This window comes from Streptomyces sp. NPDC016309 (genome assembly GCF_043077235.1).
Lineage (GTDB): Bacteria > Actinomycetota > Actinomycetes > Streptomycetales > Streptomycetaceae > Streptomyces.
The window spans coordinates 573,682-594,630 of record NZ_JBIBSG010000004.1; the positions used below are offsets into that span (position 1 = coordinate 573,682).

The window sequence follows — 20,949 nt, forward strand, 5'->3', positions numbered from 1 at the left end:
GACGGGCGGTGATCCGTGCTTGGCAGTCTCTACGCATCCGGCCGGGCCGCCGTACTGGTGGAAAGCACGAAGATCCGGGCCGCATCCCGGCCGTGTGTACGGGCCGGGGCGGACGCACGGGTGGCGGCCCGGGCGCCCCGGTCCGGGCGGACCGGGGGCCGGCCGCGCGTCACAGGCGGGGGTCGACCGGCTCCGACTCCAGGGCCAGCACCGCGAACACCGCCTCGTGGACGCGCCACAGCGGTTCACCGTCGGCGAGGCGGGCGAGGGCCTCCAGGCCGAGGGCGTACTCGCGCAGCGCGAGCGACCGCTTGTGGCCGAGGTGGCGCTCCCGCAGCCGCGTCAGGTTCTCGGGGCGGGTGTACTCCGGGCCGTAGATGATCCGCAGGTACTCCCGGCCGCGCACCTTCACGCCCGGCTGGACCAGCCGTCCCTTGCCGTCGCGCACCAGCGCCCGCAGCGGCTTGACGACCATGCCCTCGCCGCCCGCGCCGGTCAGTTCCAGCCACCAGTCGACGCCCGCCCGGACGGAGGCCTCGTCACCGGTGTCGACGACCAGCCGGCGGGTGGTCCGGAGCAGACCGGTCGGGTCGTGCTCCACCAGCCGGTCGAGCCGTGCGAGCTGCTCGTCGTGCGGCACGTCCGCCAGCGACCGGCCCCGGACCGCCAGGATCTGGAACGGCGCGAACCGCACGCCCTCCAGCCCCTCCGTGTCCCAGCAGTAGCGCCGGTACGCCTCGGTGAACGCGGCCGCGTCCGCCGCCCGCTCCCGCTGCCGGTCCAGCAGCCCGGCCACGTCGACGCCCCGGCCCACCGCCGCCTCCAGCGCCGCCACCGCGCCGGGGAACACCGCGCCGGAGACGGCGCCGACCGCCGCGTACTGGGAGCGCAGCAGACCGGCCGCCTTGAGCGACCACGGCATCAGTTCGCCGTCCAGCAGCAGCCAGTCGGTCTCCAGGTCGTCCCACAGCCCCGCCGCGCCGGCGGCCGCGCGCAGCCGCTCCAGGACCTGCTCGGTCATCGCCGGGTCGTCGAAGAACGGCCGCCCGGTCCGCGTGTGCAGCGCGCCGGTGGCCCCCTCCACGCCGAAGCGCGTCCGCGCCGCGTCCGCGTCCCGGCACACCAGCGCCACCGCGCGCGACCCCATGTGCTTCTCCTCGCACACGACCCGGTCGACGCCCTCGGACCGGTACTGCGCGAAGGCCTCCGCCGGGTGCTCCAGGTAGCCGTCCTCCCGGGACGTGGCCGTCGGCGCCATCGTCGGCGGGAGGTACGCCAGCAGCCGCGGGTCCACCGCGAAGCGGCTCATGACCTCCAGCGCGGCCGCCGCGTTCTCCTCGCGCACGCCGACGTTGCCCGCGTACCGCGTCTCGACGACCCGGCGCCCGTGCACGTCCGCCAGGTCCAGCGGCCGGCCCTGGTGCCCGCCGGGCGCCTCCGTCACGAGCGGCTTGACCGGCTCGTACCAGACCTTCTCGGCGGGTACGTCGACGAGTTCCCGCTCCGGCCAGCGCAGCGCGGTCATCCTCCCGCCGAACACCGCGCCGGTGTCGAGGCAGAGGGTGTTGTTGACCCAGGAGGTGGTGGGCACCGGGGTGTGGCCATACACCACCGCGGCCCGGCCCCGGTAGTCCTCCGCCCACGGGTAGCGCACCGGCAGTCCGAACTCGTCGGTCTCACCGGTGGTGTCGCCGTACAGGGCGTGCGAGCGCACCCGGCCCGACGTGCGGCCGTGGTACTTCTCCGGCAGTCCGGCGTGGCAGACCACGAGCCGGCCCCCGTCCAGGACGTAGTGGCTGACGAGCCCGTCGATGAAGGTCCGCACCTGCTCGCGGAACTCCTCGCTCTCCCCCTCAAGCTGGGCGATCGTCTCGGCGAGGCCGTGGGTCCGCTGCACCTGCCGGCCCTTGAGCCAGCGCCCGAGCTTGTTCTCGTGGTTGCCGGGCACGCACAGGGCGTTGCCGGCCGCGACCATGCCCATGACGCGGCGGAGTACACCGGGGCTGTCCGGGCCGCGGTCGACGAGGTCGCCGACGAAGACCGCTGTGCGCCCCTCGGGGTGCGCCCCGTCCTCGTACCCGAGCTTGGTGAGCAGGGTCTCCAGTTCGGAGCTGCACCCGTGGATGTCACCGATGATGTCGAAGGGACCGGTGAGGTGACGGAGGTCGTTGAACCGCCGCTCCAGGACGACCTCGGCGGTCTCCGCCTCCTCCACGCCGCGCAGGACGTGCACCTTGCGGAAGCCCTCGCGCTCCAGGCCGCGCAGTGAGCGCCGCAGCTCGCGGCGGTGCCGCTGGATGACGTGACGGGGCAGGCCGGCGCGGTCGGGCCGGCCGGCGTTGCGCGCGGCGCAGACCTCCTCGGGCATGTCGAGGACGATGGCGATCGGCAGGACGTCGTGCTCCCGTGCCAGCCGTACGAGCTGCCGGCGGCTCTCCTGCTGCACGTTGGTGGCGTCGACGACGGTCAGGCGCCCGGCGGCGAGGCGCTTGCCGACGATGTAGTGCAGGACGTCGAAGGCGTCACCGCTGGCGCTCTGGTCGTTCTCGTCGTCGGCGACGAGCCCCCGGCAGAAGTCCGAGGAGACGACCTCGGTGGGCTTGAAGTGCCGGCGCGCGAAGGTCGACTTGCCGGAGCCGGTCGCCCCGATGAGCACGACGAGGGACAGGTCGGTGACCGGCAGCCGGCGGCCGCGCGTCGCGGTGGTGTGGGTGGTGGTCTCGGTCATGCGGCCTTCTCCTCGTCGGCGGCCCCGGCGGTGCCGGTGGTGCCGGTGGTGCTGTCGGCACCCGGGGTGCCGGCGGCGCCGGCAGTGCCGGCGGTGTCCAGGGTGAACACGGCCATCTGCGTGGGCGGCCCGACTTCCGGGTCGTCCGGCCCGACGGGGACGAACTCCACGCCGTACCCGTGCCGCTCCCCCACCTCGTGCGCCCAGGCGCGGAACTCCGCGCGGGTCCACTCGAACCGGTGGTCCCCGTGGCGGACGTGCCCGGCGGGCAGCGTCTCCCAGCGGACGTTGTACTCGACGTTCGGCGTCGTCACGATCACGGTCGTGGGCCGCGCCGACCCGAACACCGCGTACTCCAGCGCCGGCAGCCGCGGCAGGTCGAGGTGCTCGATCACCTCACTGAGCACGGCGGCGTCATAGCCCGCGAGCCGCTTGTCGGTGTACGTGAGCGATCCCTGGAACAGGGTCACGCGCCCGGCCTGCCGCTCGCCCATGCGCTCCAGCCGCAGCCGGCGCGCGGCGACGGTCAGCGCCCGGACGGACACGTCGACGCCCACGACGTCGGTGAACCGGACGTCCTCGAGCAGCGCCTGCACGAGCCGGCCCTGTCCGCAGCCCAGGTCGAGCACCCGGGCGGCGCCCGCCGCGCGGAGCGCCCGGAGGATGGCCTCGCGGCGCTGCTCGGCGAGCGGCACGGGCCGGTCCTCGGTGTCGGTCGTCTCGTCGACGGCGTTGTCGATCTCCTCGACGTCCACACCGTCGGCCTCGGCCAGCCGGACCAGTTCCAGCCGCTCCATCGCCTGCCGTGTGAGGTTCCAGCGGCGCGCGAGGTAGCGGCGGGTGATCAGCTCGTGCTCAGGGTGGTCGGCGAGCCAGCCCTCACCGGCCCGCAGCAGCTTGTCGACCTCGTCGGGCGCCACCCAGTAGTGCTTGGCGTCGTCGAGGACCGGCAGCAGCACGTACAGGTGCCGCAGGGCGTCGGCGAGCCGCAGCTCCCCCTCCAGGACCAGCCGTACGTAGCGGGAGTCGCCCCACCCCGGGAACCGCTCGTCCAGCGCCACCGGCTCGGCCTCGACGGACGTCCAGCCCAGCGGGCCGAAGAGCGCCCGGACCAGCTCGGCACCGCCCCGGGCGGGCATCGCCGGGACCTCGATCCGCAGCGGCAGCGGCTGGTCCGCCCGTCCGGGCAGAGCGGCGCACACCCCGCGCAGCGCGCTCTTGAACACGGTGCTCAGCGCGACGGACAGCAGCGACGACGCCGCGTACGGCCGGTCGTTGACGTACTGGGCAAGCGCCGAGTCGGGCGCGCCGCCCCGGCCCTTGCCCCTGCCGCGCCGGACGAGCGCCACGGGGTCCACCTCCAGCAGCAGCGCCGCCGTGCAGCGCTCGGGGGACGCCTCCGGGTAGAAGACGTGCGCCGTGCCGTGCGCGGTGGAGAACGCCTGCGCCTTGTCGGGATGCTTGTGCAGCAGGAAGCCGAGGTCGGTGGCGGGGCGCTCTGGGGTACCGGTGGTACTGATCGTCAGGAACACGTGTCCGAGTATCGCCCGGCGCGCACCGCCCCTACCAGGGGTTTTCCACCGCCCTCGGCCGGGTGTCAGGGGAGCTGGGACATGACCTGCGAGGAGATCAGCTCCAGGTGGTCGAGGTCGTCCAGGTCGAGGACCTGGAGGTAGACGCGCGAGGAGCCGAGCTCCCCGTACCGGCCGATCTTGTCGACGGCTTCGGCGGGCGAGCCGGCGAGCCCGTTCGCCTTCAGTTCCTCCACCTCCCGTCCGATGGCCGCCGCGCGGCGGGCCACCTCCGTGTCGTCCTTGCCGACGCAGACGACCAGCGCGTTGGAGTACACCAGGTCTCCGGCGGCGCGCCCGGCCTCCTCGGCGGCCGCCCGCACCCGGGCGAACTGCCGCTCGCTGTCCTCCAGGGAGGCGAACGGGATGTTGAACTCGTCCGCGTACCGCGCCGCGAGCCGCGGGGTGCGCTTCGCGCCGTGCCCGCCGATCAGGACGGGCACCTTGGCCTGGGCCGGCTTGGGCAGCGCGGGCGAGTCGGTGAGCTGGTAGTACGTACCGTCGTAGGAGAAGGTGTCGCCCGTCTCCGTGGCCCACAGGCCGGTGACGATCGCCAGCTGCTCCTCCAGGCGGGCGAACTTCTCCTTCGGGAAGGGGATGCCGTACGCCGTGTGCTCCTCCTCGAACCAGCCCGCGCCGAGCCCCAGTTCGACCCGGCCGCCGGACATCTGGTCGACCTGGGCGACCTGGATGGCCAGCACCCCGGGCAGCCGGAACGTCCCCGCCGTCATCAGCGTGCCCAGCCGGATCCGGCTGGTCTCCCGGGCGAGGCCGGCCAGCGTGATCCAGGCGTCCGTCGGGCCGGGCAACCCGTCGGCGGAGCCCATGCGGAGGTAGTGGTCGGACCGGAAGAAGGCGTCGAAGCCGAGGTCCTCCGTGGCCTTCGCGACGGTCAGCAGGGTGTCGTAGCTCGCCCCTTGCTGGGGCTCGGTGAAGATTCGAAGATCCATGCCTCCATCCTGCACCGTCGGCCGCGCGTCAACCGGGCCGTCCCCGCCGGGTGAACCTCGTGGATCCTCCGTTCCCCGAGGCTCCCCGCCAGTGCCCCCGGCCCGCGCGCCGGCGGCGGATACCGGCGCGTCGTCTCTCCGTCGCCCTTCCCCGTCACGCCCTAGGCACCCGCGGAGGAGTCCGCGGGGTCGGGGGGTCTGGCGCGCTCGCGCACGGCGAGCCGGCGGAGCATCACGCGCACCCGGTCACCGGCCTCGTCCGCGGCGTCGATCGCCTCGATGCACTGCCAGTACAGCCCCTCCTCGTCGGTGGCGCAGGCGACGCCCACGAGGGCGAGGCCCACCTCGCCCAGCAGCGCGCCCAGGCTCAGTAACGTGATCCGCACGTCCGCCACCACCGTCAGCCGCAGCGCCCGGGCCGGGTGGTCCGGGGCCGTCCCGCCGCGACTGCCTATCTCGCTGAGGCCGCGTGCCTCGCCCCTCAGCTCGATCGGGCCGCACTGAGCCAGGTGGCTGCCGATCGCCTGCGCCAGCATCTGGGCCTGCCAGGCCTCCCCCACGATGTCCCACGCCACCCGGCTGTCCGCCAGGGCGCGCCGGCCGGTCGCGATGAGCCGCTCCGCTTCCATGTACGCCGCCCCCGTTCGTACGACTGTCCGCCCATCTATTCACTACCCAGAGTGAAGGTGAACGGACCCAAAAGCTAGGGGAATTCGGAAATCTGTGGACAGGAAGCTCAGTGTGGATAAGTGGATCACTCCGTAGAGTGACGATCCGGTGTCGATGTCGCCCGCGCGGCACGTCCGGGCGGCCGTCCGACCGGGAAACGCACCTCATTGCGGTCGATCTTGGCGGACAGCGCGGCCAGCGGATCGACGCCCAGCGCACCGCAGAACTGGAGCAGGTAGGCCAGCACGTCCGCCACCTCGTCGGCCACCCGGTGCGCCGTCTCCGGGTCCTCCATGACCCGGTCGGCCTCCTCGGGCGTCAGCCACTGGAAGATCTCCAGCAGTTCGGCCGCCTCGACGCTCAGCGCCGCCGCCAGGTTCTTCGGCTTGTGGTACGGCTGCCACTCCCGCGAGGCCGCGAACTCGGCGAGCCGGCGCTGCAATCCCTGCACATCCAGTTCCGTCACGGGTTCAGGTCTACCACCGTGACCCCGGCGCGTCCGCGCGCGGCCCTGGCCCCCGCCTCCCCGATCGTCCCCACCAGCCGCATGTGCCCCTCGGCGCAGATCTGTGCGGCCAGGCCGGAGAGTTCGCGGGTCTGGCGCCGGTCGAGGGAGCGGTCGAAGCCGTCGGCGAGGACGGTGAGGGTCTGCATCGCGTGGGGCACCTCGGCGGCCGGGTCCATCGCCAGCACGCCCGGACCGGTGAGCAGCACCAGCGCGAGGGCGAGGTAGCGCAGCTCGCCGTCGCCGAGCCGTCCGAGGGGCGTGCCGCCGGCCGTGTCCCGGCCCAGGACCGCCCGCACCGCCCCGTCGGCGAGCTCCTCGACGGCCAGCTCGCGCACGGGGCCGGCGCAGCCCGCCCGGGCGACCGCGGCCAGCCGGGCGTGGCGGCGGGGGCAGCCGGTGCGGGTGCGGTGGAGGACCTCCGCGAGGTTGTCGCAGCCGCGCCGGAGCCGTCCGTCGCCCGCGGCCACGGGCGCCCGCATCCGCTGGGGCTGCGGATCGCACGGGAAGACGGACCGGAGGGCGACGATGACCTGCTCGGCGGCGGCCAGCACATGGCGCTGCCCCTCGGTCTTGCCCGCCACCCGCAGCGGCAGCAGGGCCGTGCCGAGCCGGTCCCCGGGGAGCGGGGCGCGGGTGACCGGAACCGACCCGGCGGTGTGCCACTCGGCCTGCACGGTGCGCCGGCCCGGGTCGCGCAGCGCGGTGGTGAGCAGGGTGCGCCCGCCGCCGTCGGTGAGCCGCTCGCCGACGACCCGCAGTTCCGGTTCGGCCTGGACGGCGAGGTCGAGGCGCACCGGTCCGGCGGGGCCGTCCACGGTGCAGCCGATCCGGAACCCGCGCCGCCCCTCCGGGTCCGCCTCCGCGCGTTCGGGTACGCAGCCGACGGGGTCCGGGAAGGCGGCGTCGAGCGGGGCGCCGGCGCCGAGCAGGGCGAGCGCTTCGTACGCCTGTAACGCGCTCGACTTGCCGGTGCCGCTCGCCCCCGCGAAGAGGGTCACCGGCGCGAGCCGGAAGGCGGCGGCGCGGTGGGCCTTGAAGGCGGACAGCCGAAGTTCCGTGACGGCGGGGCGGGCCGGCGCGGTGGAGGACGCCGGGGCGATGGCGGTGCTGGTTGCGTGCATGACTCGGACCGTACGAGCACGTGTCCCGCTGAACCGTTCCGCCCGGTCGGCTCTCCTACGATCGGGGGAAACCGCCTAGGAATGCGGAACCGCCGCGGCGGCGACGCCCTCGACCTCCGTGCCCGCCGGCGCCAGCAGGAAGACGTTCCGGTCGACGCGGTGCATGCCGCTGCCGAGGCCGAAGACCACACCGCTGCTGAAGTCCAGGATTCGCTTGGCCACGTCCGTGTCGGCCGCCGTCAGGTCCAGCAGGACGGGCACCTGCGCGACGAGGTACTCGGCGACCTCCCGCGCGTCGGCGAAGACCTGCACCCGCAGTACGACCATGCGGCGCTGCTCGGCGGCCTCGTAGTCCTGCGGGATCGTGCTGTGGTCGACCCTGGACGGCCACTCGTTGCGCCCCCTCAGCGGGACGACCTGCGCCAGGCCCTCCCACTGTTCGTCGGTGACGTCGTACCTCTCGTACCTACTCATACGCCTATCCTCGCCCCCCTCACCCGTTCGGCCCAACTGCGACACGGCGCCGGTCCGAACCGGTCGGTCGTGCGGGTCGTCCGGTCACGCCCGGGCGGTGGGGCGGGCCGGGAGGTGAGGGGCGGTCACGCCGGTCGGCCGGAGGTGGAAGTGCCGCGCGTCGCAACGTCAGGTGACGTGTCGTCCGAAAGAGTGGGGGGCGGGCACCAGGGCCGTCACGGTGGCCTGCCGGGTGGCCCCGGACGGCGCGGCCGCGCAGCATTGACAGTGCAAAACAGCCCAGCTACTTTCGGCCCAGGCCGAAACTGTCCAGGTTTTGACAGGCCTTCCGGAGGCCCAGCATGAAGACAGGGTTCAAGCGCGCCACCGTTCCTCTCGCACTCCTCACCCTCACCGCGCTCACCGCGGCCGGGTGCACCAGCGGTGACAGCGGCTCGGGGTCGAACAAGGTCACCGTCTGGATGTACCCGGTGATCATGGATCCGAAGGCCAACGCCGCCTACTGGGACGGCATCGAGAAGGGCTTCGAGGCCGCCCAGAAGGACCTCGACCTCACCATCGAACAACTGCCCTGGGAGAACCGCGACCAGAAGCTCGCCACCGCCTTCGGCAGCGGCAAGGGCCCCGACGTGGTCCTGCTCGGTCCGGACCAGATCCCGCAGTTCCAGGCGAACGGCGCGGTCCAGCCCGTGGACCGGGCCATCGAGAAGTCCCGTGCCGCCTTCCGCCCGGCCGCCCTCGACGCCATGACCCAGGACGGAAAGGTCTACGCGGCGCCGATCTACCACACCGTCACCAGCACGCTCTACAACAAGAAGCTGCTCGACAAGGCCGGGATAAAGGAACCCCCCGCCACCTGGGACGCCCTGAAGGCCGCCGCGCCGAAACTGAAGCAGGCCGGTGTCGCCACCCTCGACTACTCCGCGAGCAACGAGGCGTCGCTCAACATGAGCTTCTACCCGCTGCTGTGGCAGGCGGGCGGCCGGGTGTTCGACGAGAGCGGCAGGAAGACCGCCTTCAACAGCCCCGAGGGGGTCGAGGCGCTCACCTTCCTCGTGGACCTCTACAAGAGCGGCGCCGTCCCCAGGTCCGCCCTGACCAACGCCAACCTCTTCACCGACCACGCCCTCGGCAAGGAGCAGGTGGCGATGGGCTACACCAACACGCCGTCCGACGCGGCCCTCGCCGAGAAGACCTGGGGGAAGGACAACGTGATCGTCGGTCCCGCCCTCGCGGGGCCCCGCAAACAGGTCTGCTTCGGCATGCCGGGCGGCCTCGGCATCAACGCGCGGACGAAGAACCTGGCCGGGGCGGAGAAGTTCATCGCGTACATGACCGAGCCGGCGCAGATCGCGTCCATGGGCAAGGCTGGCGGCTTCTTCTCCCCGCGCACGGACGTCACCGTGCCCCACGGCGGCCCCTTCGCCAGGGCGTACGAGGCGGCCCTGGCCAACACCTTCCCGGGTGAACCGCACCCGGCCGCGCGCCAGCTCATGGCGCTCATCACGCCGGAGATCCAGGCCGCGCTCACCGGCAAGAAGACACCCGAGCAGGCGCTGGAGGCAGCGGCCAAGGAGGGCGACGACCTGCTGGCGCGGCAGCGTTGAGCAAGGTCGAGCCGCGCGAGGCGTTCCCCGAGGAGCCGGACCCCTCCGAGCCCGGCTCCCCGGCGGGCCGGGACGCGGCCGCGTGCCCCTCCCTTCCGGTCGGCAGCCCCGTGATCGGGGCGCCGGTGGCCGGGGCGGCCGTCGTCGGAGGGCCCGTCGCTCCCCCGGGCGCCGAACCCCGCGCGGGTGCCCCCGTGCGCCCGGCCCGTCCGGTGGGCGTCCCCCCGGACGTGCCGGCGGACGTTCCGGCCGGGCCCGGTGCTCCTTCGCGGGCCGGCCCGCCGGGGAAGGGGCGCGGAGACGGCCGGCGCAGTCCGGCGCGGCGGAGGGAGGCGCTGGTCGGGCTGGCGTTCGTGGGGCCGATGCTGGTGCTCTTCCTGATCTTCCGGTTCGGCCCGACCCTCGGGGCCGCGTTCCTGTCCCTGACGGACTACCGGCTCAGCGGCGAGTGGGACTTCATCGGCGCGGGCAACTACGCCCGCCTCCTCGGCGACGACCTGTTCTGGCAGAGCCTCGGCGTCACCGCCGTCTACACCGCGCTGTATGTGCCGATGACGGTGCTGCTCGCGCTGGGCACGGCGGTGCTGCTGCACCGCACGCTCTGGCTGCGGGGCTTCTTCCGGGGCCTGTTCTTCCTGCCGTACGTGACGAGCATCGTGCTGGCGGCGGTCATCTGGAAGTGGATCTACGAGGTGGAGGACGGTCCGCTCAACGCGGTCCTCGGCGCCCTCGGGACCGGTCCGGTCGACTTCCTGGGCGACGCGTCCCTGGTGCTGCCGTCCATCGCCGCCGCCTCCGCCTGGAAGGGGTTCGGCTACTCGATGCTGATCCTCCTCGCGGGGCTCCAGTCCATCCCCCGGGAGGTCGCCGAGGCGGCCACCATCGACGGTGCGAGCGCCTGGCAGCGCTTCCGCTGGGTGACGCTGCCGCTGCTGCGGCCGGTGCTCTTCTTCGTCCTGGTCATCGAGGCCATCCAGGCCTTCCAGGTCTTCGACGCGATGTACGTGATGACCGCCGGCGGCCCGGTGCGGGCCAGCTATTCCCTGGTGTACTTCCTCTACGACTCCGGCTTCAAGTTCTTCGACTTCGGCTACGCCAGCGCCATCGGCCTGGTCCTCTTCCTCATCGTGCTCGTCTTCTCGCTCGTCCAGCGACGGCTCATCGGAAGGGAGGAGGACTGATGGCGCGGCTGAGGCTGCCGGTCCTGCTGGTCCTGGTCGCGCTGGTGACCGTCACCCCCTTCGTCATCATGGTGCTGGTGGCGTTCGCGCCACCCGGGGGCCGCACCCTGCCGGGGGCCCTGGACATCACCCGTGCCACCCTGCGGAACTTCACCGACGTCCTGGACAGCGCGGACATCACCCGCTGGGCGCTCAACTCGCTGGTCTACTCGCTGGTGTCGGTGCTGCTGATCCTGCTGTTCGCGTCGATGGCCGGGTACGCGTTCGCCAAGAAGCGCTTCCCGGGGCGCGAGGTGCTGTTCTGGTCGTTCCTGGCGACCCTGATGGTGCCGTTCCAGGCGACCCTCATCCCGTACTACATCCTCGTCTCCGAGATGGGCGGCGTGGACACGTACTGGGGGCTGATCGTGCCGACCCTGGCGAACTCGCAGGCGGTCTTCCTGATGCGGCAGTTCATCGTGCAACTGCCCGATGAGCTGTTCGAAGCGGCGAAGATCGACGGGGCGTCGGAGTGGCGGGTCTTCACGACCGTCGTCCTGCCGCTGATCCGGCCGGTCCTCGCCACCCTCGGGGTGTTCGTGTTCCTCTGGCACTGGAACGACTTCCTGTGGCCGCTCGTCATCGGCCAGTCGGAAGGCATGCGCACCCTCACCGTCGGGCTCGCCACCCTGGAGGGGGAAAACGTGACGATCAACCAGATCATGGCCGGCGCCACCATCACCGTGATCCCGTGCCTGCTCGTCTTCGGCCTGCTCCAGCGGTACCTGACCGACTCCATCGCCACCAGCGGCCTCAAGTCATGACCGCGGTCGTCGACGTCAACCGCGTCCTCGGCCCCCTCCCCCACGACGACGTGCCCAGCCGCGACGAGACCGGCCTCGTCGCCGAGCTGGACCGGCTGCGCATCGACACGGCGTGCGTCATCCACTCCTACGCCGTGCACGGCGACCCCCGGGACGGCAACGAGGCGCTGGCCGGGGTCACCCACCCCCGGCTGCTCCCCGTGCCGGTGCTCGTGCCGGGCCCCCTGGGCACCAGCCCGTGGACGGGCGGCGCCCCGCTGGTGCGTCTGTGCCCCCGGCGGCACGGCTGGTCCGTCACCGGCCCGCACGCCCGGCGGCTGTTCGCCGAGCTGGCGGCGGCCGGCACGACCGTACTCCTCCCCTGGGACGAGGTGACGGCCGGTGAGGTGCACGCGCTGGCGTCCGCCGCGCCCGCCCCGCGCACCGTGCTGACCGGCACGGGCTACCGGGCGCTGCGCGAGCTGGCCGAGCTGCTGGAGGCCCACGACTCGCTGTACGTCGACACCTCGACGCTCTGCGGCCACCGTCAGGTGGAGTGGATCGCCGGCCGGTACGGCGCGCACCGGGTGCTGTTCGGGACGGGCGCGCCCGTCACGGACGACGCGGGTCCGCGGTACCTGCTGGACACCCTGGACCTGCCGCCGGACGACGCCGCGCTGATCGCGGGCGGCAACGCGCTGCGGCTCATGGGCGGTGCGGCGTGAGCGGGGCCATGGACGTCGTGGACGCGCACGGGCACATCGGCCGGTGGCCGGCCTTCGCCGTCCCGGACGGGTCGGCGGAGAGCCTGGTCGCCATGATGGACCGCTGCGGTGTCGCCACCGCCTGCGTGTCGCACCTGCTGGCGGTCGGCCCCGACGCCCGCGCCGGGAACGCCCTGCTGCTCGACGCCCTCCGGGCCCATCCCGGCCGCCTCCTCGGCTGGGCCGTGTACCAGCCGCACGACCCGCAGGCCCCCGAGCGGCTGCGGGACCTGCTGGCGGTGCCGGGGGTCATCGGGGTGAAGCTCCACCCGGAGGTGCACGAGACGGCGCTCGACGACCGTGCCTACACACCCGCGTTCGAGGCGGCCGCGGAGCACCGCCGGCTGGTGCTCGCGCACAGCCAGCACGGCAGCGCCTGGTCCGACGCCCGCCATTTCGCCGCCGTCTCGCCCCGCCACCCGGGCGTGCCGCTGCTGATGGGGCACGCGGGGCTGTTCCCGCAGGGGCTCGGCCCGGCCGTGGAGGCCGCGGGGCGCTGCCCGGACCTGGTGCTGGAGACGTGCGGGTCCCGGATGACGGCACGGCACCTCACCCGGATGGTCGCCGGAGTCGGGGCGGACCGGGTGGCGTTCGGCTCGGACGCGGTGTTCCTGGACCTGCGGACCGGGCTCGGCCGGGTGCTCCTGGCCGGACTGCCGGAGGAGGACCGGGAGATGGTCCTGCACGGCACCATGGACCGGCTGCTGAAGGACATCGTGTGAGCGGGCCGCCGCAGCGGCCCGAATGGCCCGAATGGCCGCCGCCCGCGACCGGCGAGCAGCGGCGGGCCCTGTTGCGGGTGCTGGACAGCGGCCGGTGGGGGGCGACGAGCGGCACCCTCACCGAGGACTTCGCCGCCGCGTTCGCCCGGCGTGCCGGTGTGGCCCACGGGGTGTGCACCGTCAACGGCACGGTCGCGCTGTTCCTGGCGCTGCGGGCGCTGGGGGTGGGGCCCGGGGACGAGGTGATCGTGCCCGCGTACACGTTCGTGGCCAGTGCGACGGCGGTGGCGCTGGCGGGGGCGGTACCGGTCGTCGCCGACGTCACCGCGGACACCCTGCACCTGGACCCGGTGGCCGCGCGGGCGCTCATCGGGCCGCGTACGAAGGCGGTGATGGCGGTGCACCTGGCGGGGGCGCCGGCCGACACGGAGGCGTTGCGGGCGCTCGGCCCGCCGGTCGTGGAGGACGCGGCGCAGGCGCACGGCGCGGCCCGGCACGGCCGCCCGGCGGGTTCGCTGGGGGACGTGGCCTGCTTCAGCTTCCAGTCCGGCAAGGCGATGACCGCCGGGGAGGGCGGCATCGTGGTGACCGGTGACCGGGCGCTGTACGAGCGCGTGTGGTCGCTGCACAACGTGGGCCGGACCCGGTCGGGCGGCTGGTACGAGCACCCGGAGCCGGGCTGGAACATGCGGATGACGGAGTTCCAGGCGGCGCTGCTGCACCCCCAGCTCGGCCTCCTGGACAGCGGGATCGACCGTCGTGCGCGGGGCGCGGCGGCGCTCGCCGAGGCCCTCGGCGGGGTGCCGGGCCTGGAACTCGTCCCGGCGCCGCCGGGGACGACGCGCCACACCTGGCACCTGGCGATGCTGCGGTACGACGCCGAGGCCTTCGGCGGCCGGTCCCAGGCCGCGTTCCTGGCGGCGATGGCCGCCGAGGGGGTGCCGCTGGACGCCGGTTACCGGTCGCTGAGCCGCCTGCCGTACGTGGCGACCCGGGCGCCGTGCCCGGTGGCGGAGGCCTCGGAGACGGGGGTGGTGTGGGTGCGGCAGCCGATGCTGATGGCGGACGCGGAGGCGGTGGCGTACGTCGCCCGCGCGGCGCTCGCGGTCCAGCGGCGCCCGGGCCCGCCCATCTGACGCACGCCCGCCTGACGCATGCGCGCGCGACCGGCGACCGCCCGGCCCCGCGCGCCGGACGGCGAGCCGCCCGATCCACAACCCGCCCGGCCCACGAGCCCGCCCGAACCGACAACCCGTCCGGACGGCGAGCCGCTCCACCGTGGCCGGATCGCCCACCACGTTCGCCGAAGAAGTTTTGCAAAAACCTGTTGGCGAAGCGGGAACACCCCCCTACCCTCACCCGCATGACCGACGAAGCCGTCCCCGGCACCGCCGGCCGTCGTGTCCTCGACCCCCAGGAGGACACGGCCGCCCTCAAGGCCCTGACCCACCCGTTGCGCATCCGCCTGCTCGGACTGCTGCGGCAGGACGGTCCGGCCACCGCCAGCGAACTGGCCGCGCGGACGGGCGAGTCGTCCGCCTCGACCAGCTACCACCTGCGCGTCCTCGCCAAGTACGACTTCATCGCCGAGGCGGAGCACCGGGACGGCCGCGAGCGGCGCTGGCGGGCGGTGCACGAGGTCACGTCCTGGAGCAACGCCGCCGTGGCGGGCTCGGACGACACGGGACGGGCGTTCCTCGCGGCGGTCCACCGCGCCCAGGCGGACCACTTCGAGCGGTCCCTGGCGCGGCACCAGCGCGACCTGGACGCCGGGCGGGTCCCGCCGGCCTGGCTGGAGCCGTCCGGTGTGATGGACCTGCTGGTCCGGCTGACGCCCGAGTCCCTGTCCGAGCTGTTCGCGGTGGTCGAGCGCACCGTCGGCGAACTGGCCGCCCGCGACGGGGGCGACCCGCGCGCCGAGCAGGTCGTCCTCTTCCTCGCCGGTCTCCCCCTCGGCACACCGCCCCCCGGGCCCGACCCGGCGGGTGACGCGCCGTGAGGAAGCTCCTGGACCCGGTCACCGCGCGCCGCCGGTTCGCCGCCGTCACCTTCCTCTTCTGGCTGCCGGTGGGGCTCTACCTGCCGTCCCAGGTCCTGCTGCTGACGGAACGCGGTCTCGGCCTCGCCGCCGTCGCCGGCCTGTTCGCGGTCTACTCGGTGACCGTGTCCGTGCTGGAGCTGCCCACCGGTGGCCTGTCGGACGTGGTCGGCCGCCGGGCGGTGCTGGCACTCGCGGGGCTGCTGAACGTCTGCGCCCTGACCCTGCTGGTGCTCGGCACCACGCTGTGGGCCCTGACCGCCGCCATGCTCCTGCTGGGGGCGGGCCGCGCCCTGTCCAGCGGGCCGGCCGAGGCGTGGTACGTCGACACCGTCCAGGCGCATTCCGGGCCCGGTGCCGACCTGCGCGCCGGCCTGGCCCGCGGCGGTACGGCGTGTGCCGTCGCGCTGGCCACCGGAACGCTCGCCGGCGGCGCCCTGCCGCTCCTGCTCGGTCCCGCCACCGGCACCGGCCCGGGCGGCCGGCTCGCCCGCGCCACCGACGGGCTCGTCCTGCCGCTCTCGGCACCCGGGCTCCTCGGCGCGGCCGTCTGCGCCGGGTACGTCGGCTACGTGCTGACCGCCCTGCCCGAGCCGCCCCGGCCGCCCGCGACGCTGCGGACGGTGCTGAGCGGCGTTCCGGCGACGATCGCGGACGGACTGCGGCTGGGCGTACGGCAGCGCCTGGTCCGCCGGGTGCTGCTGACGGCGGCGGCGGCCGGTGCGGCGCTCGCCACCGTCGAACTCCTCGCTCCGGGACGGGCGGCCCGCTTCACCGGTGCGCCGGAGTCGGGGGCCGTGCTGTTCGCCGTGCTGGCCTGCGGGGGGTTCCTGTGCACGGCGGCCGGGAGCCACGGCGCGCCGCTCGTCGCCCGGCTGGCCGGCGGCAGCGCGCCCGCCGCGCTGGTGAGCCTCGCGGTGAGCGGGGCCGGCCTGCTTCTGCTCGGCGTGACGGCCGCCTTCGGCGGTACGGCTCCGGCGGTCCTCGCCGCGGGCGGTTTCGCGCTGGTGTACCTGGGGATGGGCGCCGCCGGCCCGAACGAGAACGACCTGCTGCACCGGTCGGTGGGCAGCGCGACCCGCGCCACCGCCCTGTCCGTGCAGTCCCTCGCGCTCCAGTCGGCCGGCGCCCTGGCGGGCCTGGTCGCGGGGTTCCTGCCGGCCGGTCCGCTGCCATGGCTGGTGGCGGCCCTGGCCCTGCTGGCGGGCGCGGCGCTGTGGGCCGTACGGGTGGAGCCGGTCGCCGCGCCGCCGGCCGGGGCGGGGGCCGGGACCGGGCATCCGCCGCCCTCGGGCGAGGTGCTGCCGGGGCCTTGAGGCCCGCTAGGACGTGAGCGCGCCGAACGCCTCGATGGCGCGGAGCGCGTCGGCCTGCGGCATGCCGGGGGGCTGGACGCGCAGGACGATGCCGTCGGCGCCCATCTCCTCGTACTGCGCGATGCGTTCGGCGCACTCGCGGGTCGAGCCGATGACCGACCGGGCGGTGATGTCCTCCCACGGCTGGGCGTAGCGGGCGGCGTCGGCGGAGGTGCGCTTCCAGTCGCCGTAGGCGTCGTAGAGGCCGCGCAGCGGTACTTCCAGGGCGGCGCGGGCGCGGGCGGTGGTGGGGGCGGCGTAGCCCTCGCGGCAGACGATGACCTCCGAGCCGAGGGAGCGGGGCCCGCGGGGGAAGGAGCGGTATTGGGCGATCTTCTTGGGGAGTTCCTCGTCGGTCTCGTTGAACGAGGTGGTCCAGCCGTCGCAGGTCCAGGCGGTGCGTTCCAGGGCGGCGGGCACGCGTCCGCCGTTCCAGATGCGGGGCCGCGGGCGCTGGACGGGCCGGGGCGACAGGAACGCGCCCTCGACGGTGTGGCGGCGTCCCCGGTGGGTGACCTCGTCCTCGGTCCACAGCCGGGTGATCAGCTCCAGGCCCTCCTCGAAGCGCGACACGCGCTCCTGGGGCCGGGTGCCGTACAGGGCGAACTCCTCGGGGCGGTAGCCCAGGACGAAACCGGCGGTGAGCCGGCCGCCGGAGAGGACGTCGACGTGGGCCAGCGTCTCGGCCAGCATCACCGGGTGGTGGACGGGTGCGATGAGGCCGGCGGTCGCCAGGCCGATCCGGTCGGTGTGGGCGGCGAGGTAGGCCAGTGAGGTGACGGCCTCGTGGTAGCCGGGCCGGTGCAGGTGCCGTTCACCGAGGACCGCCCAGGTGAAGCCGGCCTGTTCGGCGAGGCGCACCTGTTCGACGGCGTCGGCGAGACGTGGCCGGTCGGCCCGGTCCGCGTAGAGGTTGACGTACAGGCCGAGTCGCATCAGAGCGCCGTCCCTTTCCTCGGTGGGCCCTTCCTTTACGGTCCGGACCGTAAAGGCTAGCGTGTCGGCGACGACCGCGACAGACGGGAGCTCACCCATGTCGGCTGCTGAGGACCTGGTACGGCGGTTGCGGGGCACCGTCCTGCCGGCGGTGGCGACTCCGATGGACGCGGCCGGGGTCGTGGACCTCGGGGCGCTGCGGGGGTACGCGGAGCGGATCGCCGCGGAGCCGATCGGCGGGGTGGCGGTGTGGGCCCATACCGGGCGGGGGCTGTATCTGTCGGAGGAGGACCGCCGGCGGGTCCTGGCCGTGTGGCGGGAGGCCGTCGACGGGCCGGTGGTGGCGGGGGCGGGGGTGCCGCGCGCGGCCGGGTCTCCGGACCGGGACGGCGCGGTGGAGGCGACGGTGGCGATGGCGGTGGCGGCCGCGGAGGGCGGCGCGGACGCGGTGATGGTCTATCCGCTGGCGCAGCTCGCCGGGGACGAGGACGCGGCGGTGGAGCTGCACGAACGGGTGGCGGCGGCGAGCGGGCTGCCGGTGGTGGGGTTCTTCCTGCACGGCGAGGCGGGGGGTTACCCCTACCCGCCCCGGCTGGTGGAGCGGCTGCTGGGCCTGCCGTCGGCGGTGGGCCTCAAGCTGGCGACGCTGGACCGGGCGATGGCCTGTCAGGACGCCATCGGGGCGGCCAGGTCGAGCGGGCGGCTGGTCATCACGGGTGAGGACCGGATGTTCGGGCCGTCGCTGATGTGGGGCGCGGACACGGCGCTGGTCGGGATCGCGGCGGCCCGGGTGCCGCTGACGAGCGCGGTGCTGGACGGCTGGCGGGAGGGCGACCACGAGCGGTTCGTGCGGGCGTCCGCGCGGCTGGACCGGTTCGCCGCGGCCACGTTCGTCGCGCCCATCGAAGGCTATGTGCAGCGGATGCTGTGGGCGGCGGTCTGGGAGGGCCTGGTCCCGGAGGAGGCGGCGCACGACCCGTACGGCCCGCGTCTGCCGGAGTCGGAGCGCCGGGCGGTGGTGGACTGCCTGGAGGCGCTCGCCAAGCACCCGGCGCGGTAACCCGCCGGCGAGTGAGGCGAAGGGGCGCGGCGGGTGCCGAAAGGGAGAACGCGCGGAGGCCCCGAGGAACGAGGGGTCGAGCACGATCGACCATCGGCACACGCTTGAGCGCCCCGGAGCCGAACCGAGCCGGATGAGGGGGGCGAGTGAGGCGAAGGGGCGCGGCGGGTGCCGAAAGGGAGAACGCGCGGAGGCCCCGAGGAACGAGGGGTCGAGCACGATCGACCGTCGGCGCACGCTGGAGCGCCCCGGAGCCGAACCGAGCCGGAAAAAGGCCGAGCACGATCGACCGTCGGCACACGCTTGAGCGCCCCGGAGCCGAACCGAGCCCCAAAGAGGCCGAGCGCCCCGGAGCCGAAGCGGCCCCGGGGCAAACGGCGTCAGTTGGCGAGCAGTCCCTTGAGGACGGCCTCGTACTGGGCGGTGATCCGGGAGGGGGTTCCCGACGGGCACAGCGGGTCGAGCCGCAGCCGGGCGAGGGCGCGCGTGGCGACGCCCCAGGCGTGCCAGGTGGCGCGCTCCCAGGCCAGTTGCGGCGGGTTGTACCAGCCGTCGCCCAGGCCGCCGAGGACGAGCTCGGCCTCGCCGTCCTCGCCCTCCAGGGGGCCGAGCCGGTAGACGGAGCCGCCGAAGACGGAGGCGTACACCTGGCCGAAGTGGACGCTGATCTCGCCGTAGCTGGGGAGTTTGCCGGTCCTGAGGACGGTGCGGGACTCGATGTCCATGGCGAACCAGTTGCCCGACTGGCGCTTGTAGACGCCGTACAGGATGCCGTCGTGGACCTCGATGTGCTGGAAGCTGGCGTTGCCCTCGACGGGGGTGACCTCCCACAGCACGGTGCGGCGGCGCAGGTCGTAGGCGACGACGGTGGCGTTGGGCCGGGTCGGGGTGACGCTGCCGCCGCCCCAGGTGTCGCCGGCGAGGTAGGCGGTGCGGTGGCCGATGCGGTCGTCGAGGGCGACGGACATGACGCTCTGGTCGGTGATGACGTCCTTGTGGACGGTGAGCCGGCCGCGTGAGCGCTCCACCAGGGTGAGGGCGCCCTTGAGGCCGCCGGCCGGGGGCGCGCTGGCCACCAGCAGGAGGTCCTGTTCGGGGACGTACGCCATGTCGGTGGGGCGTTGCTGGTCGTTCTCGATGAAGCCCATGGAGCGGACCTTGCCGCGGCGGGGGTCGATCTCCAGGAACTCGGTGCTGGGGTACATCGCCGCGTACACCTTGCCGCCGACCACGCGCAGTTGCTTGGGCTCGCCGGGGATGCGGATGCGCTTGGAGGTGCCGTGGGCGGGCCGGTGGGTCGTCAGGGAGTAGTGGCCGCCGACGTGGACGGTGCCACCGGCCTCGTACGCGACGGACTGGACGGGGTCGGGGCCGGACAGGCCGATGTCGATCAGCTCGACGACTTCGGCCTTGGCGGTGGCCAGGTCGAGCCACCACAGCCGGCCGCTGCCGACGGCGCCGAGCATCCTGCCGTCGGGGAGGGGGACGAGGGCGCGGTGTTCGTCGCCGGTGGCGGGCGCGGCGACCGCGACGAGCCTGTCGCCGTCGCGCCGGTAGACGGTGCCGCTGGGCCGGCCGACGCAGTAGAGGGTGCCGTCGGCGGTCATCGTCATGGCGTCGGCGATGCGTTCCGGGGCCGGGACGGGGATGACCTTGGCGTCACTGCCGTCGGGGGCCAGGTCGACGATGGACCTGCCGAAGGAGCCCAGGACCCGGCCGCCGCGCGCGAGGAGGGCGGAGGCGCCGCCGTACGGTTCGGGGGTGATGTTCCGTTTGACGCCGGTGGTCCGGTCGTACGCGACGATGAAGCCGCGCGGCAGGGTGCCGGCGTACACGTACCGGTCGTCGGCGGCGATGGCGCGGACGTACTGCTCGCCGGCCATGGCGGCGCCGAGGTTGCGGAGGGTGCCGGTCTGGGGCTTGTACTCCCAGACCTCGCCGCGCGGGCTGGTGCCGGCGTAGACGGTGCCGTCGGGGGCGGTGGTGAGGCACCAGACGAAGCCGCCGGCCGGGCCGATGGTGCCGATGCGGGCGACGGTGCCGGTGGCGGGGTCGATGCGGTGGATGTCGGCGAACGGGTAGGTGCCGATGTACACCTGGCCGCCGGAGACGGTGGCCGCCCAGCCGCCGTCGCCGCGGTCGAGCCGGAAGGTTCTGACGAGTTTTCTGGTCGTCAGGTCGATCTCGCCGACGAGGGTGGGGTTCTGGCCCCGGGCGACGACGTAGGCGTGGTCGCCGAGGACGGTCGTGCCGACGATCGCCGCCGTCAGGGACGCGACGCCGTGGGTGGAGACCGGGGTGCCGGAACAGCGGTGTCCGGCCGTGCCCAGGTCGTCGGTCGGTGCTGTTCCGGTTCCGGTTCCGGTTCCGGTTCCGGCCGCGCCTGTCGTGGCGGCGTGCGCCGCGCTGGGGGTGATGGTCTGTCCCGCCACTGCCGCCAGGGTGACCCCGGCTCCGGCGTTGAGCAGTCGCCTGCGTTCCAT

The 20,949-nt window shown here is 74.1% G+C and carries 18 protein-coding genes; 9 read left to right on the forward strand and 9 right to left on the reverse strand.

Annotated elements, in window-relative coordinates; translation table 11 throughout:
• Positions 1-169: 169 nt before the first annotated feature.
• From ACF068_RS13385 to ACF068_RS13415, 7 genes are all read right to left on the reverse strand, one after another.
• Entirely contained in the window at positions 170-2,728 is a 2,559-nt protein-coding gene (locus tag ACF068_RS13385) for a polynucleotide kinase-phosphatase (RefSeq protein ID WP_392274332.1), read from the reverse strand.
• Positions 2,725-4,260: a 3' terminal RNA ribose 2'-O-methyltransferase Hen1 gene (locus tag ACF068_RS13390; protein ID WP_392274333.1), complete on the reverse strand. Its 1,536-nt coding sequence runs from the start codon at positions 4,258-4,260 to the stop codon at positions 2,725-2,727. The genes ACF068_RS13385 and ACF068_RS13390 overlap by 4 nt, the downstream gene beginning before the upstream one ends.
• 65 nt (positions 4,261-4,325) lie before the next feature.
• Complete coding sequence (locus ACF068_RS13395) at positions 4,326-5,249, reverse strand: LLM class F420-dependent oxidoreductase (protein WP_392274334.1); 924 nt, start codon at positions 5,247-5,249, stop codon at positions 4,326-4,328.
• A 161-nt stretch (positions 5,250-5,410) separates the two neighbouring features.
• Complete coding sequence (locus ACF068_RS13400; RefSeq protein WP_392274335.1) at positions 5,411-5,878, reverse strand: DUF6099 family protein; 468 nt, start codon at positions 5,876-5,878, stop codon at positions 5,411-5,413.
• A 125-nt stretch (positions 5,879-6,003) separates the two neighbouring features.
• Entirely contained in the window at positions 6,004-6,384 is a 381-nt protein-coding gene (locus tag ACF068_RS13405; RefSeq protein ID WP_392274336.1) for a nucleotide pyrophosphohydrolase, read from the reverse strand.
• Complete coding sequence (locus ACF068_RS13410; protein ID WP_392274337.1) at positions 6,381-7,547, reverse strand: AAA family ATPase; 1,167 nt, start codon at positions 7,545-7,547, stop codon at positions 6,381-6,383. The genes ACF068_RS13405 and ACF068_RS13410 overlap by 4 nt, the downstream gene beginning before the upstream one ends.
• 75 nt (positions 7,548-7,622) lie before the next feature.
• Positions 7,623-8,021, reverse strand: a complete 399-nt coding sequence (locus ACF068_RS13415; protein ID WP_392274338.1) for a cell division protein SepF — start codon at positions 8,019-8,021, stop codon at positions 7,623-7,625.
• Between the two features lie 341 nt (positions 8,022-8,362).
• Here ACF068_RS13415 and ACF068_RS13420 point away from each other — a divergent pair, with 341 nt between their 5' ends.
• The 8 genes from ACF068_RS13420 to ACF068_RS13455 all read left to right on the forward strand — a co-directional run bounded on the left by ACF068_RS13420 (position 8,363) and on the right by ACF068_RS13455 (position 16,431).
• Positions 8,363-9,628, forward strand: coding sequence for an ABC transporter substrate-binding protein (locus ACF068_RS13420; protein WP_392274339.1), 1,266 nt, complete (start codon positions 8,363-8,365; stop codon positions 9,626-9,628).
• A complete protein-coding gene (locus ACF068_RS13425; RefSeq protein WP_392274340.1) occupies positions 9,625-10,809 on the forward strand; it encodes an ABC transporter permease subunit in 1,185 nt (394 codons plus the stop codon). Before ACF068_RS13420 ends, ACF068_RS13425 begins: the two co-directional genes overlap by 4 nt.
• Positions 10,809-11,612, forward strand: a complete 804-nt coding sequence (locus tag ACF068_RS13430) for a carbohydrate ABC transporter permease (RefSeq protein WP_392274341.1) — start codon at positions 10,809-10,811, stop codon at positions 11,610-11,612. Before ACF068_RS13425 ends, ACF068_RS13430 begins: the two co-directional genes overlap by 1 nt.
• Positions 11,609-12,316, forward strand: coding sequence for an amidohydrolase family protein (locus ACF068_RS13435; RefSeq protein WP_392274342.1), 708 nt, complete (start codon positions 11,609-11,611; stop codon positions 12,314-12,316). Before ACF068_RS13430 ends, ACF068_RS13435 begins: the two co-directional genes overlap by 4 nt.
• Positions 12,317-12,324: 8 nt before the next feature.
• The gene (locus ACF068_RS13440; RefSeq protein ID WP_392274343.1) at positions 12,325-13,077 is read left to right on the forward strand and encodes an amidohydrolase family protein; all 753 of its coding nucleotides are present in this window, start codon (positions 12,325-12,327) and stop codon (positions 13,075-13,077) included.
• A complete protein-coding gene (locus ACF068_RS13445) occupies positions 13,074-14,213 on the forward strand; it encodes a DegT/DnrJ/EryC1/StrS family aminotransferase (protein ID WP_392274344.1) in 1,140 nt (379 codons plus the stop codon). The genes ACF068_RS13440 and ACF068_RS13445 overlap by 4 nt, the downstream gene beginning before the upstream one ends.
• Before the next feature lie 227 nt (positions 14,214-14,440).
• Positions 14,441-15,076 carry an ArsR/SmtB family transcription factor gene (locus ACF068_RS13450; protein WP_392274345.1) on the forward strand — a complete coding sequence of 212 codons (636 nt, stop codon included), beginning with the start codon at positions 14,441-14,443 and terminating at the stop codon, positions 15,074-15,076.
• Entirely contained in the window at positions 15,073-16,431 is a 1,359-nt protein-coding gene (locus tag ACF068_RS13455; RefSeq protein WP_392274346.1) for an MFS transporter, read from the forward strand. The genes ACF068_RS13450 and ACF068_RS13455 overlap by 4 nt, the downstream gene beginning before the upstream one ends.
• Positions 16,432-16,437: 6 nt before the next feature.
• On the opposite strand, the gene ACF068_RS13460 is transcribed toward ACF068_RS13455, so the two are convergent.
• Positions 16,438-17,406 carry an LLM class flavin-dependent oxidoreductase gene (locus ACF068_RS13460; protein WP_392274347.1) on the reverse strand — a complete coding sequence of 323 codons (969 nt, stop codon included), beginning with the start codon at positions 17,404-17,406 and terminating at the stop codon, positions 16,438-16,440.
• A 97-nt stretch (positions 17,407-17,503) separates the two neighbouring features.
• On the opposite strand from ACF068_RS13460, the gene ACF068_RS13465 reads away from it, so the two are divergent.
• Positions 17,504-18,466 (forward strand): dihydrodipicolinate synthase family protein, encoded by a 963-nt coding sequence (locus tag ACF068_RS13465; protein WP_392274348.1) that lies wholly within the window; start codon positions 17,504-17,506, stop codon positions 18,464-18,466.
• 380 nt (positions 18,467-18,846) lie between these two features.
• Here the strand turns inward: ACF068_RS13465 and ACF068_RS13470 are convergent, their stop codons facing one another.
• Complete coding sequence (locus ACF068_RS13470; RefSeq protein WP_392274349.1) at positions 18,847-20,949, reverse strand: hypothetical protein; 2,103 nt, start codon at positions 20,947-20,949, stop codon at positions 18,847-18,849.